Origin of the sequence: Pseudomonas sp. 3MA1, assembly GCF_029237275.1 — a bacterium.
Taxonomy (GTDB): Bacteria; Pseudomonadota; Gammaproteobacteria; order Pseudomonadales; family Pseudomonadaceae; genus Aquipseudomonas; species Aquipseudomonas fluorescens_AP.
On the sequence record NZ_JAACFX010000003.1, the window covers coordinates 252,939 to 264,800 of the forward strand.

Sequence of the window (11,862 nt, forward strand, 5' to 3'; positions counted from 1 at the left end):
GCAACGGGCTGGACGGCGGCGGGGTCATGGCGCCTCAAGACGGCATCCTCACAAGCCGAGCAAACGGCTGACCCAGGCGTCGGTCCGCGCCCGGGCACGCTGGTTGCCCGCCGCCACGTCGGGCGCCGGCGCCGCCGCGCTCAACTGCTGCGCCGCTTGCGCCACCTGGCGGCGAAAATCCACGGCGTCGCCGCGCCAGGTCACCACCCGGTGCAGCACCTGCAACTGGGCGGCGCGAACCGCATTGCTGGTCTGTTCGGGCTGGTCGCTGAGGACCAGCATGATCGGCCGCTGATAGACCCGGGCAATGGCCAGCGCGGCCATGCCGGGGGCCGACACCATCAGGCGGGCGCGGGCCGCGCGACTGGCCCAGTGCGGGTCGACGCCGAGCCAGCCATCGTGCCCGGCATAGCCCTCGCCCACCCGATGCCCGTGCAGACCGGCATCCCCCAGCCCGGCACTCAAGGCGTCAGCCAGCAAGGGCTGGCGAAAATGCGGATTGAGGTACACCGCCGCGTCCGCCCCGAGCGCGTCCGGCAACGCCTCGGCCAGGGCCACCGGGGTCGGCAGACGATACAGCGCCGGGGCCTGGGCATCATCGACGTCATAGGCGAAGTCGTGCTCGATGCGCCCCCGCGCCGCATCGATCTGGCGAGCGACGATCCAGCCGAACAGGCGCCCGAACTGCCGCGGCCACAAGCCCTCGAAGTTGTTCAGCAGCGCCCGCTTGAGACTGGCGCCATAGACATGCACCACCTTGCGCCGCCACCCCGGCAGCATGCCCATGTAGAGCAACGCCGGGTGGAAGGAATCGTTGATCACCAGGTCGACGCCACGCCAGCGGCGCCCCAGGTGCCACATGTCCCGCAGCATGCGACCGGGACGGAACAGGTAATGGGCGACATTGCGGTTGGTGGCCTGGCGCTGCATGTTCTGCTCGCGGTCGAACTGCACCGCGTAATGCAGCGAAAGGATCTGCGCCTGGATGCCGAAGCGCTGCAGAAAGGCCTGCCCCGGCGCCGAGGTGGTCAGCACCTCGACCTGCGCCCCGGCTGCGCGCAGGGCATGCACCAGCAACTGCGCGCGCATCAGGTGGCCGCGGGCGTCGGCGGTGGCCAGATAGAGAATCCGCACGCTCATCGACGGCGGCCCACGCCACCCAGTACCCAGCCGGCGCCCAGCATGGCCAGGGCCCCGCTGACGCCGAAGCTGGCATCCACGGCGCGAATGTCCTTGAGCAAGGCCGCCAGCCGCCCCGCTTCCCTGGGCGCCACGATGCGCCGCAGGGTGTTCTGGCACAGGCGCACGTGGGCTTGCTCGTCGGCCAGCACCCGCGCCAACAGCGGATACAGGCGATGCCCGGGGTCCAGCACGGCGCAGTGGCGGCGCAACACCCGCTCGGCCATCTGCTCGGCGCAGAGCCCGGTGGCATAGGCCGGCACCAGCAGGCCATGCTCGAAATACCCGGCATAGCGATGGGCCAGCCGCTGCCAGCGCAGGATCTTGCGCCGACTCAGCCAGTCCGGTTCCAGGCGCACCGCGCCTTCGTCGCCCAGCGCCCGCAGGGCCTCGGCGAACAGGGTGACATGGCGCTGCTCATCGGCCAGATGCTGCTGCACCTGACGTTCGAGCCAGGGCGGCGACTGCGGCAGCAACTCGTCCAGCAGCGCCCGCTCGGTAGCGTCTTCACCGGCCAGGTACATGCGCAGCAACAGCCGCTCACCGCGCCGGCTCAAGTGCAGACGCCGCAACGCGGCGCGCTTGATGCGGTCCACCAGGCGCGCCTGCAACGCCCCCAGCCCCCGGGTCTGGGGCGGGTTCAGGCAACTGAAGTCGGTCGCGCCCGCCATCCCTTGCTCCGCGCTCATTGCCCGGACTGCGCCGCGGCGACGCTGCTCGCCTGCTGGCTGTGGTGCCAGGCCAGAATCAGGCCGATGAAGCTGTCTCGCATAAAGGCCGAACCGCTGGCAGCGACGCCGGCAAAGGCCTGCTCCTGGCCGTTGAAGCGCAGGTAGCCCTGGCCGTTGACCGCGCCCAGTTCGAGACTGTCGTGCTTGTTCAGGCCGCGCTGGCGTACCTCCTGCAGCAACGGGCTGTCCTCAAGACCGAACACGAACAGCTGGCGCTGCACCACCCACCGCGGAATCTGCCCACTCAAGGCCTGCAGGTCGAGGTTCCAGGTGCCCTGCTCCAGCACCTGCTGCAGGGCCTGGGCCGGCGCCTGCCGGGCGTTGAAGCGCGCGCGCATCAGCGACTTGGACAGCCGGCCCAGCCCCAGGCCGATGGTGATGTCGTCGGCTGCCGGGTTCTGCGCATCGCTGGGACGCACCACCACCAGGTAGCTGGCCACTTTCGCCACGATCGACGGCTGGGCCAACGCCTTGCGCGCCTGCTCGGCGCTCAGCAGCAGGCGTTCGCCGGCCCCTTCGCGGACGCTGATGCGGTAGGGATCAAGAGCGATATCGCGAAACGCGCCGCGCACCGGTGCATGCACATAGGTGTCGGTCTTCCACTGCGCAGCGGAGCGGCGCAACAGCACCTGCAGGCTCAGGGGCACGCGCTGGCCGTCGCCGGCGATGCCGCTGCCGTGCAGCAGAATGTCGCCGATCACGGTCTTGTCGTCATGGTTGTCGGCGGCCTCGATCACGATGGCCCGGGCTTGCCGGTCGACGCTGGCGCGGGCGTCGGCCACGTCCAGGGCCACCCGGTTGCACTCGATGTCACTGGAGAGCGAGGTGGCACATCCACTGTCCGAGGCGAAGTGATACACCCCGCGACCGGCGAACTCGCTGGGCGCGGCCTGGGCCTGGGCCGCCAGGGCCAGCAGCGCCAGGCACAGCAGGGAACGGCCGAAGGAGGCAAGCGAAGGTTTGTGCATGGAAGTTTCCTCTAGGCACGCCGGTGGCGTGCAACGATGCGCCGCGACGCGGATCAATCCAGGTGGCGGTGATAGGACAGCGCTTCACTGTGGCGAGCGCTGGAGCGGCCGATCTCAAGTCCACAACCACGGACCACGGCACCGGCGGTATCGAGCAGGGAAATGCCCGTGACCATGGCCATCGCCCCCAGGCGCCGCAGCCCGCGCACGGGCGGTAGGTCCTGGTGATTGAGGGCCCGCAGGCTGTAGCCCAGGCGTCCGAGCATCACGCACAGGGGGCCGAGCGGCCCGCTGCGAGCAAGCCATTGCAGCCAGCCCGGCAGGTAGGCGCGAACCAGATAAGGGGTCAGGTCGACACTGTCGCCGCCGCGGAGCCAGCGCAGCTTGAGCACTTCGCCCTGGCTGTCGGGCAGACGATGCTCAGTGTGGGCCGCGGGGGCATAGAGCACCGCCACCCCGGCCGCTTGCAGGCGCAGGCCCATGACCTGGCAATGGGCCCGGTACACCCCATCCAGCGGCTCGTAGCGGTAGTGCTCGAAGGTGTCGCAACGAAACGCCACGTTGTTGGCATAGAAGTTACGCGTGGCGCCCTGGCGCAAGGGGCTGGGGAAGTACATGAAGTCGATGGCGGTCAGGGCGCTGCCGGCGACGCTGGGCGCATAGCTGGTGCGCCCGGCCACCGCCAGCGGCGCGTCGGGCCCGGCCAGTGGGCCAAGCAACTGCTCCAGCCAGGTGGCACAGGGAATGCAGTCGGCGTCGGCAAACACCACGTACTGGCAGCGCTGCCGGTCGACCGCGTCGAAGCCGACATTCTTGGCCTCGTAGTAGCCGGTGCCGCCATCGATCTCGACAAAATCCACCGGCCGCCCCGCCAGGGCGCACAAGGCCTGGCGCGCCTCAAGGTCGAGGCCATCGTGGGTAATGATCCACTGGGCAAAGGACTGGGGCGCCAGACTCTGCCGGGCCAGCCGGGCGATCAGCCGTTCAAGACTGTGCAGGGCCTCCAGGGCATCCTGGCCGCCGCGCAGGTTGTTGGTTTCCAGCACCAGGGCGCAGGTGGCGGCAATCGCCTCCAGGCGCTCGCGCCCTTGGCTGCCGGGAGGCAACGGCGACATCCGGGTTGTCGTCTCTTGGCTATCCATTTCGTCGTATCTCTGTAAAAGCGCGGTCGCCCCAGGGGCGTGGGGGCGCAATCACAGCATTATTCCCGGGATTATTCAAACACCGGCTGCGTGCGGTGCTGGCCGACGCAGCCACGGGACCCGGCCCCTTGCACAGACAACGCAGATGGCATCGGGCGCAGCAGCCACCTGCGCCGCCAGGGCCGGGCGCCCCCTGAGCCTGCCGGGCCTACTTGCCCGAGAGCGACACGGGCGGGGCAAATTCGGCCTTGCGCCGCTTGAGCCCATAGTTGCCCATGCGCAAGTAGCGCTCGTTCATGTTCATGAACGGCTTGATCATCGGCGCAATGATCAGGAGAAAAGCAATGGTGCCGATGCCGAAAGGTCCACCCAGGGCCCAGCCGACGAGGAAGATGCTGATCTCCAGCACCATCTTGGCCAGGGTGAAGGACCAGCCGAGCTTGTTCATCATGCTGATCACCAGCAGATCGATGACCCGGATGCCGATGCCGCTCATGATGATCAGCGCCGAGGCATAGGCACACAGGGCCAGGCCGATGCCCAGCAGCACATAGGGGCCCATGATCGCCGCCAGCGCCCGGTCGAGCTCAAGCCACAGCCAAAGGTCGATGAACAGGCCGGTCAGGGTGGTGGTGATGAACGGACTCAGCGGCGGCCACTGGCGGTTCCACAACGCCCACCACAGCAGCAGGCCCACCGAGAACAGCGCCGAGCAGGCTCCCAGCCCGACCTGCAGCTGGTTGTTCAGGGCAATCACAAACACATCCAGCGGATCGGTGCCCAACTGGCTGACGATGAAAAACAGCGCCCCCAGGGAAAAGATCATCACCCCTATCAAGTACATCGCCAGCCGGTCCGGCGAACGCCAGGCGCGAACGGAGGCCGCCAGTGCCTGTTTGATGCCCTTGGGCCCGACGTGTTGTTCCTGGGTCATAGCGCTTCCCTCTTCTTGATGATTGATACGTCCGTGCAGGTCTGCCATGGCGCGCTCACTTGGCCCCCATGGAGATGAAACTCATGCCGCTGCTGACATGGCGGATGGTGACCCTGGAATTGTCGAGGCCGCCCTCGCAGATCTCGTTCTGCACCTCATGGCTGGCCTGGGCCAGATACAGGCCGCCCATCACCGTGGCTTCGGTGCCCTGGGGCGAATGCATGACCAGCGGCGGCGTCAGTGACGGCTTCAGGTAGCCCGGCTCGCGCAGCAGCATGCCCACTTGCTGGGGAATCTCCGGAAAGCGCCCGAGCATGCCGCCGCCCAGGCAGATCACCTCGACCCGGAACAGCTCCACCAGATTGGCCGTAGCCAGGGCCAGGGCCTGTACCGCCCGCAAGCGCCAGTGATTGAGCGTGGCCTCATCGGAAAAGCCCATCGACGCGACGAACTTGTCCAGCGAGCGGAACGAGGCATAGGCCTGCAGACAGCCCGCCCGGCCACAGGAGCAGGGAGCGCCGCCGGGCCAGACCAGCAAGTGCCCCAGCTCCCGATTGGGCAACATGCGCCCCTGATAGACCACGCCGCCACCGACCCCGGTGCCCAGGGAAAAATGCACCAGGTTGGAGGCGCGCATCACCGTGGCGTCGCCAAAGGTCGCGGCGGTGCCGTCATCGCACCAGATCACCCGCTCGACCCCTTCGATGCGCAGCGCCGGGCCGATGGCCAGGCCCTCCCAATCCGGCCGGTTGGGCCAGCGGATGATGGTGCCGTCGGCGTTGAGGGTTGGGGCGCTGGCAATCACCAGGCAATTGATCGGGCCGTACAGGGCGATCTGCTGATACAGCAGGACCACCGCCTGCTCGATGATGCTCTGCGGATTGCAACCGGCCGCAATCTCGATGCGCTCACGCTGCACCACGCGGCCGCCGACACTGCAATGGATGGCCATCTTGCTGCCACCCAGATCGACACTGGCGCAATGCATCAGAAACGCCCCCCGCCATCGACCGCGATCACCGCGCCGTTGACATAGGACGCCTGGGGCGAAACCAGAAAGCCGACCACCGCCGCCACTTCCTCGGGACGCCCCAGGCGCCGCAGGCCGATGCGCTGGCAGACCTGCCGCTGGTCCTCGGCGCTGTAGTGGCTCGACGCCGCGTCGATGGCGCCGGGGGCCACCACATTGACGGTGATGCCCATCTCGCCGACCTCGAACGCCAGGGAGCGGGCATAGCCATGCAGGGCCGCCTTGGACGCGGCGTACAGGCTCTGCCCCGGCATGCCGCTTTCACCGGCCAGCGAGCCCAGGAGCACCACCCGCCCCTCGCGCTGGCCGATCATCGGCCGCACCAGCTGGCGCACCAGGCGTATCGTGGCTTGCACATTGAGGTCGAACAGCTGCTCGCCCTCATGTTGCTGGCTGAGCAAGGCGGACTTGCGCAGCATCCTGGCGGCGCAACAGACCAGGGCGTAGACCGGTCGCGAATCCTCGGCCAGGGTGGCCAGCAGGCGCGTGGTGTCTGGCGCGGATGTCAGGTCGCAGGCGACCGGAAGCAGTGTGCCGGGCAGCTCCTCGGTACTGGCGACCAGGGCTTGCATACGCTCGATGTTGTGCTGGTAGACCCCGTAGACCCAAGCGCCTTCGGCGACCAACGCTTCACATATCGCGGCGCCCAGCACACCGGAGGCCCCTGTGACCAGGCACACTCGTCCATTCAGTTTCAGCATGATTTTCCCTATCTGCGATCGATTTAGGCGGGCAGCTGAACCGCTACCCTGTAAGACACCCGGTACTGCGTGGTTCCTGCCGTCGCCACGGGAAGCTGGCGAAAATACTTGTCATCGAAACAGCCCAGGCATGGCGCTCCGTCCTGGTCATAGGCATCGACCACGGACAGCCGCAACAGGGCGCCCAGCGGCGACCGGTGCAGCGGCCACAGGTCACGGCAAAGCCCCGCCTGTTCGGACAACAGGCGGATCATCAGGGGGTCCACGGCTACCCACTCGCCACAGATCTGCAGCTCGGCCCAGTAATGGCCGGTGGCATAGGGAGAACTGAGCAACAGGCCGAACACCTGCCTGGCCGCCAGGCCACGAGCCTGTGCCTGTTCGACCAGCAATTTCGAAAATCCACCGCATTCGGCCAACCGGTGCCGGCGCATGAAGTCGAGGTCCCAGCGTATGCCGTCATGCAGCATGTAGAACTGCATGTCGGCGCAGACCTCTTCGACCAACTCCCGAAAGGGGCTCGGCAGGAGCAGTCTTCGGCCGGGTATGACTAGGCATTGGCGATAGAAGTCACCGCCCGCGGCAGCCTCCAGGGAACACTGGCGCTGATCGCCGATCAGCACCTGGATCGGCCCCCGGGGCGGGGTTTTCTCGTCGAGGGTGTAGACCAGTTCCACCCGCCGATCGCGCTCGGAATGACGAAACGCCGCGGCCCAGCCGCGCATGGCCAGCTTGTGCAACGACGGCAGGCGCAGGTGCAGCGACAGGTTGTACAGATCGTCGGGATCGAAGCAGCGCTCCTCGCCCTGCTGCCGCGCGGCCAGGCCGATGGCCTCCAGCGCCGGCAACTCGTCGGCGGCGAAGCCATACAGCCCGGCCTGCGCCGCGGCCACGCTGAAGCGGCGATGCCGGTCATCGACCTTGGCCAGGTTGTGCACAATGCCCTCGGCCAGGGACAGCCGCTGCAGGGCCGGATTCAGCATGCGAAACCCGGCATTTCGCACTGGGCCGAGGCCTGGCAGCCGCTCAATCCGGCGATGGTCGGGGCGATCTGCTGCAACTGCAACGGCCCCGGCGCGGCGTCGATCCAGGCCCCGTCCAGCAGCACGAAGCCGCCCTCGCGGTGCCATCCCGACTGGGCGGTGCGGCGCACATGGCTGGCCCAGCGCGGGTCACCCAGGGGCGGGCGCCGAGCATCCGCCGGGGTCACGATCAGGCTCGGCGCGAGGTGGGTGTAGGGGCCCTGGTAGACCGCCTCCCGCGGCCGCACGGCGGCCAGCACCGGCTGGCCGTCGGCAAAACGCATCGCCTCCAGGCACTGCATCACCGCCTGGCGCTCGGCATCACTGGCCCGCCCTTCATTGCACAGGTCGCGGCACAGCATCACCCCGTGGGAGCCCTGCACCGTCTCCAGGGCCACGCTGCGCTGCAGGTCGACCTGGCCCTGCGGGTCGAGCACCTGCAGACCGGCGGCCTGCAGCTGCTGGTTGATGGAAAAGAAGCCCTGCAGTTCGCCGAAGCCCATCTCGGAAAACACCAGCATCGACTCCGGCGCCAGGGATTGCAGGCGGGCACAGGCGCGATCGATGAAGTCATAGGCCTGCAGAATCTGCGGGCGCCGGGCCGGTTCGGGGTCGAGCATTTCGTACCACATGAAATGCGACAGGCGATCGGCCAGGGTCAGGTTGACGATCATCACGTCCGCCTCCGCCCCCAGGGCCATGGCGCTGTCGAGCTGGTGCTCGGCGATGCGCATGGCCTGGGCGGCGAATTCCTCGAAGGGCTGGCCGGTGTAGAACAGCGAAACATCGTGGGCATAGCGCACCCCCTGAGCGTTCAGGTCGCGCAACAGGCTGCGCGGGTGGCTGGTGTTCATCGAATTCTGCATCGGGTAGGTGATCAGCGTGCCGTTGAGCGGCCGCGGCGGATGGGTCAGTTGCACGTTGACCACGGCGAAACGCAGGTCGGCCATTTCCGGCCATTCCCAGAGCCGGGACGCCATGACATCGGTGGTTTCCAGAATCCGCGGGATCTCTCCCGAACTGTGGGCACTCCAGTAGGAAAAACAGCCGTGCCGACCGGGGTTGACCCCCGAGAACGCGGTGGCCAGGTTGCTCGGTTCATAAGGCACCGGACCACAGTCCAGATGCCGGTACGCCTTGGCTCCCAGGCGTTGCGAAAACCAGGGCAGCCGTCCTTTGGCAACTTCGGACTCCAAGACCTGCGGGTCCATTCCTTCGGCAATGACAATCAGCGTTTTCATAATAGCGGTTCGCCCTTTATCGTCCTTGATTGCGACACACTTAACGAGTATCGAACCAACACTTAAACATGACCACGAAATGACAATCACCTTGCAACAAGGCAAACATCAACACATATAAAAAACAAATAAACGGCAGCCACTTACAAACAACTCCTTTAATTAAAAGAGTCGCCACAGAGAATGTCTTAATATACAAGACGCCACTTCCTTGACGTCAGCAATACTTGTAACGGCAGGCCAGAGCCAGCTGAGTGACCAGGGAAACCCCATAGGAACCGGGACTTTTCGCCCCTTCGAGTTGTTTGCGATTTTTTAACACAGGAATTAATTCCCGCACGATAACTGCAACTTCGAGGTTATTTCATAATATTACAAAGCATTACCAAAAATAACCTTGCATTGACTTTTGAAGTCCGTGATATCTTCGGCACCGGGCTGAAATTGATTCACCAACAGCCTTCAATCGAAACTAAAAAAGTAATAGCGCAAGCCAGTCCGATAAACGGATAAAACTTAAGGCACAACACTTCGCCCCCCCGAGTTTTCCCACGGATATCTCGGTCGGATGCTGTTTGCCTGTCGCTTGCCCAACCTTTCCAAGGGAATGGACCTATGACCCTGGCTATTCATGGCGGCACCCCGGTTCGACAAACGCCTTATCCCGACTGGCCGCAGTTTGGCGTCGAGGAAGAAAACGCCCTGCTGCGCAGCCTGCATCAGGGCCAGTGGTGGCGCATGCAGGGCCGCGAGAACCTCGACTTCGAGCAGGCCTTTGCCCAATTGCATGGGGGCCATTCGGCCTTTGCCGTGAGCAACGGCACGGTGGCCCTGGAAATCGCCCTGCAAGCGGCCGGTATCGGCCCCGGCGACGAGGTGATAGTGCCGGCCTTCACCTTCATCTCCACCTCCATGGCCTGCCAGCGCATCGGCGCCACGGCGATCGCCGTGGATGTGCTGGCCGATACCCTGTGCATCGACCCCGCCGCGGTGCTGGCCTGCATCGGTCCGCGTACCCGGGCAATCATTGCCGTGCACATGGCCGGCCATCTGTGCGACATGCACAGCCTGGCGCGCATCGCCGACCAGCACCGCCTGGTGATCATCCAGGACGCCGCCCACGCCCACGGCGCACGCGGCCTGGGCGATACCGGGATCGGTGAATACGGCTCCCTGGCCTGCTTCAGCTTCCAGAACTTCAAGCTGATGACCGCCGGCGAAGGCGGCCTGGTGCTGTGCCCCAACGAAGAACTGCGGGAAAAGGTCTTCCTCTACGGCAACGTCGGGCGGCCCCTGGGGGATCGCAGCTACCAGCACACCGTGGTCGGCACCAATGCCCGCTTGAGCGAGTTCAGCGCCGCCGTGCTCAGTGCCCAGCTCGGGCGCCTGGAACAGCAGACCCGGGTACGCCAGCACAACGCCCGGCTGCTCGGTGAAACCCTGGTGCGCCAAGGGCTGGTGACGCCGCAGGTGCGTACCGCGGATGCCCACACCCACCCCTACTACATGTTCCTGTTCACCCTCGACGACCTCCCGGGACAGCCGCCGCTGGACCGCAACCAGGTGGTGGACTGCCTGGTGGCCGAGGGTATTCCGGCCTTTCGCGCCTACCAGGCGCTGTACCGCATACCGAGCTACTGGCAGGCGCCGGCGCCAACGCGGCAGAACCTGGAGCAGTGCATCGCCGCCTGCCCGGTGAGCGAGCGCATGGCCCAGCGCGGTATCTGGATCCACCACCGGGCCCTGCTCGGCACCGAGCAGGACACCCTGGAAATTGCCGCGGCCATCGCCAAGGTCCACCAGCATCTGGTCGGCGCGCAATGATCGAGCCCCGTGTCGCCCTGGTCGGAGCCGGTTGGGTGGTGCGCCAGGTCTGGGCGCCGCTGCTGGTGCAACAGCAGGCGCAGATCGTCTCGGTGATCGACCCCCAGGCCGACGCCGCCGGGGCCTTCCCGGCCCTGGCGCCGGCGCCGCGCTGGCACCGCTGCATGAGCGACCAGGCCTTGCACGGCTGCAACCTGGCGCTGATCTGTTCACCCAACGTGCATCACGTGCACCAAGCCTTGCGGGCCATGGACCAGGGCCTGCACGTGATCCTGGAAAAACCCGCCTGCCTGTCCCTGGCCGAGGCCGAATGCCTGATCCAGCGCAGCCGGGCCAGTGCCACCGAGCTGCTGGTCAGCGCCGCGGCCTCGCACCGCAGCGACGTCCGCGCCCTGGTCGCGGCGGTGGCCGGCGGCGCGATCGGCACCCTGCATTGCCTGGATATCAGCTGGCGGCGCCAGCGCGGCATACCGCGCCCCGGCTCCTGGTTCACCCAGGCCGGCCAGGCCCTGGCCGGCTCCGGCGCCGACCTGGGCTGGCATCTGCTGGAGGTGGCGCTGCAGGTGCTGGACTACCCCTTGGTCGAGGCCGCGCTATACCACCACGTGGCCGCGCCAGGCGACGCCGGAGAACACCAGGCCAGCTGGCGCGCCGACCAGGCCCCAGCCGCCGAGGCACCCATCGAGGTCGAATCCCAGTCCTTCAGTTGCCTCAAGGTCGAGGGCGGCCCGCTGATCCGCATGAGCACGGCCTGGGCCTCGCACCAGGAACGGGACGCGACCCGGATCACCCTGTACGGCAGTGACGGGGAACTGCACCTGCACACCACCTTCGGTTTCAGCCAGAACCGGGTGGCGCAACCCAGCCTGACCCTGACGGTGGACGGCCGGACAACCCCGCTGGCCTTTGCCGCCGAGGACAACGTCGCCCCCTACCGGGCCTTTCTGCGCCAGCACCTGGCCACCCTGGGCAGCAGCCCGCAGGCCCGCGAAGGTGAATACCGCAAGCTGCGCTCGCTGGCCTCGGCCATGTCCGCCCTGTACCCCCACTTATCGTCATCCGGCGCCGCACCTTCGGTTCAATGACCGCG

General features: G+C 66.7%; 11 protein-coding genes. 2 read left to right on the forward strand and 9 right to left on the reverse strand.

Features of this window, described 5'->3' with window-relative positions:
- Positions 1 to 48 precede the first annotated feature (48 nt).
- The 9 genes from GWQ44_RS10145 to GWQ44_RS10185 form a co-directional block, all read right to left on the reverse strand.
- Positions 49 to 1,140, reverse strand: a complete 1,092-nt coding sequence (locus GWQ44_RS10145; RefSeq protein ID WP_016965367.1) for a hypothetical protein — start codon at positions 1,138 to 1,140, stop codon at positions 49 to 51.
- Complete coding sequence (locus GWQ44_RS10150; protein ID WP_345894538.1) at positions 1,137 to 1,868, reverse strand: hypothetical protein; 732 nt, start codon at positions 1,866 to 1,868, stop codon at positions 1,137 to 1,139. Before GWQ44_RS10150 ends, GWQ44_RS10145 begins: the two co-directional genes overlap by 4 nt.
- Positions 1,865 to 2,878 carry a hypothetical protein gene (locus GWQ44_RS10155; RefSeq protein ID WP_275927217.1) on the reverse strand — a complete coding sequence of 338 codons (1,014 nt, stop codon included), beginning with the start codon at positions 2,876 to 2,878 and terminating at the stop codon, positions 1,865 to 1,867. The genes GWQ44_RS10150 and GWQ44_RS10155 overlap by 4 nt, the downstream gene beginning before the upstream one ends.
- A gap of 53 nt (positions 2,879 to 2,931) precedes the next feature.
- Positions 2,932 to 3,993, reverse strand: coding sequence for a glycosyltransferase family 2 protein (locus GWQ44_RS10160; RefSeq protein ID WP_275927218.1), 1,062 nt, complete (start codon positions 3,991 to 3,993; stop codon positions 2,932 to 2,934).
- A gap of 235 nt (positions 3,994 to 4,228) precedes the next feature.
- Positions 4,229 to 4,954, reverse strand: a complete 726-nt coding sequence (locus GWQ44_RS10165; RefSeq protein ID WP_275927219.1) for a hypothetical protein — start codon at positions 4,952 to 4,954, stop codon at positions 4,229 to 4,231.
- Positions 4,955 to 5,009: 55 nt separating this feature from the next.
- Positions 5,010 to 5,942, reverse strand: a complete 933-nt coding sequence (locus GWQ44_RS10170) for an ROK family protein (RefSeq protein WP_092313938.1) — start codon at positions 5,940 to 5,942, stop codon at positions 5,010 to 5,012.
- Complete coding sequence (locus GWQ44_RS10175; RefSeq protein WP_275927220.1) at positions 5,942 to 6,685, reverse strand: SDR family NAD(P)-dependent oxidoreductase; 744 nt, start codon at positions 6,683 to 6,685, stop codon at positions 5,942 to 5,944. Before GWQ44_RS10175 ends, GWQ44_RS10170 begins: the two co-directional genes overlap by 1 nt.
- A 23-nt stretch (positions 6,686 to 6,708) precedes the next feature.
- Complete coding sequence (locus GWQ44_RS10180) at positions 6,709 to 7,668, reverse strand: transglutaminase domain-containing protein (protein ID WP_128573221.1); 960 nt, start codon at positions 7,666 to 7,668, stop codon at positions 6,709 to 6,711.
- A complete protein-coding gene (locus GWQ44_RS10185; RefSeq protein WP_092313932.1) occupies positions 7,662 to 8,948 on the reverse strand; it encodes an alkaline phosphatase family protein in 1,287 nt (428 codons plus the stop codon). The genes GWQ44_RS10180 and GWQ44_RS10185 overlap by 7 nt, the downstream gene beginning before the upstream one ends.
- A gap of 615 nt (positions 8,949 to 9,563) precedes the next feature.
- On the opposite strand from GWQ44_RS10185, the gene GWQ44_RS10190 reads away from it, so the two are divergent.
- Positions 9,564 to 10,772: a DegT/DnrJ/EryC1/StrS family aminotransferase gene (locus GWQ44_RS10190; protein WP_275927221.1), complete on the forward strand. Its 1,209-nt coding sequence runs from the start codon at positions 9,564 to 9,566 to the stop codon at positions 10,770 to 10,772.
- Positions 10,769 to 11,857, forward strand: coding sequence for a Gfo/Idh/MocA family oxidoreductase (locus tag GWQ44_RS10195; RefSeq protein WP_016965810.1), 1,089 nt, complete (start codon positions 10,769 to 10,771; stop codon positions 11,855 to 11,857). The genes GWQ44_RS10190 and GWQ44_RS10195 overlap by 4 nt, the downstream gene beginning before the upstream one ends.
- The last annotated feature ends 5 nt before the right edge of the window (positions 11,858 to 11,862 follow it).

Coding starts and splice junctions, on each gene's coding strand:
- GWQ44_RS10145 (WP_016965367.1), bottom strand. CDS start 1,140: ATGAGCGTGCGGATTCTCTATCTGGCCACCGCCGACGCCCGCGGCCAC.
- GWQ44_RS10150 (WP_345894538.1), bottom strand. CDS start 1,868: ATGAGCGCGGAGCAAGGGATGGCGGGCGCGACCGACTTCAGTTGCCTG.
- GWQ44_RS10155 (WP_275927217.1), bottom strand. CDS start 2,878: ATGCACAAACCTTCGCTTGCCTCCTTCGGCCGTTCCCTGCTGTGCCTG.
- GWQ44_RS10160 (WP_275927218.1), bottom strand. CDS start 3,993: ATGTCGCCGTTGCCTCCCGGCAGCCAAGGGCGCGAGCGCCTGGAGGCG.
- GWQ44_RS10165 (WP_275927219.1), bottom strand. CDS start 4,954: ATGACCCAGGAACAACACGTCGGGCCCAAGGGCATCAAACAGGCACTG.
- GWQ44_RS10170 (WP_092313938.1), bottom strand. CDS start 5,942: ATGCATTGCGCCAGTGTCGATCTGGGTGGCAGCAAGATGGCCATCCAT.
- GWQ44_RS10175 (WP_275927220.1), bottom strand. CDS start 6,685: ATGCTGAAACTGAATGGACGAGTGTGCCTGGTCACAGGGGCCTCCGGT.
- GWQ44_RS10180 (WP_128573221.1), bottom strand. CDS start 7,668: ATGCTGAATCCGGCCCTGCAGCGGCTGTCCCTGGCCGAGGGCATTGTG.
- GWQ44_RS10185 (WP_092313932.1), bottom strand. CDS start 8,948: ATGAAAACGCTGATTGTCATTGCCGAAGGAATGGACCCGCAGGTCTTG.
- GWQ44_RS10190 (WP_275927221.1), top strand. CDS start 9,564: ATGACCCTGGCTATTCATGGCGGCACCCCGGTTCGACAAACGCCTTAT.
- GWQ44_RS10195 (WP_016965810.1), top strand. CDS start 10,769: ATGATCGAGCCCCGTGTCGCCCTGGTCGGAGCCGGTTGGGTGGTGCGC.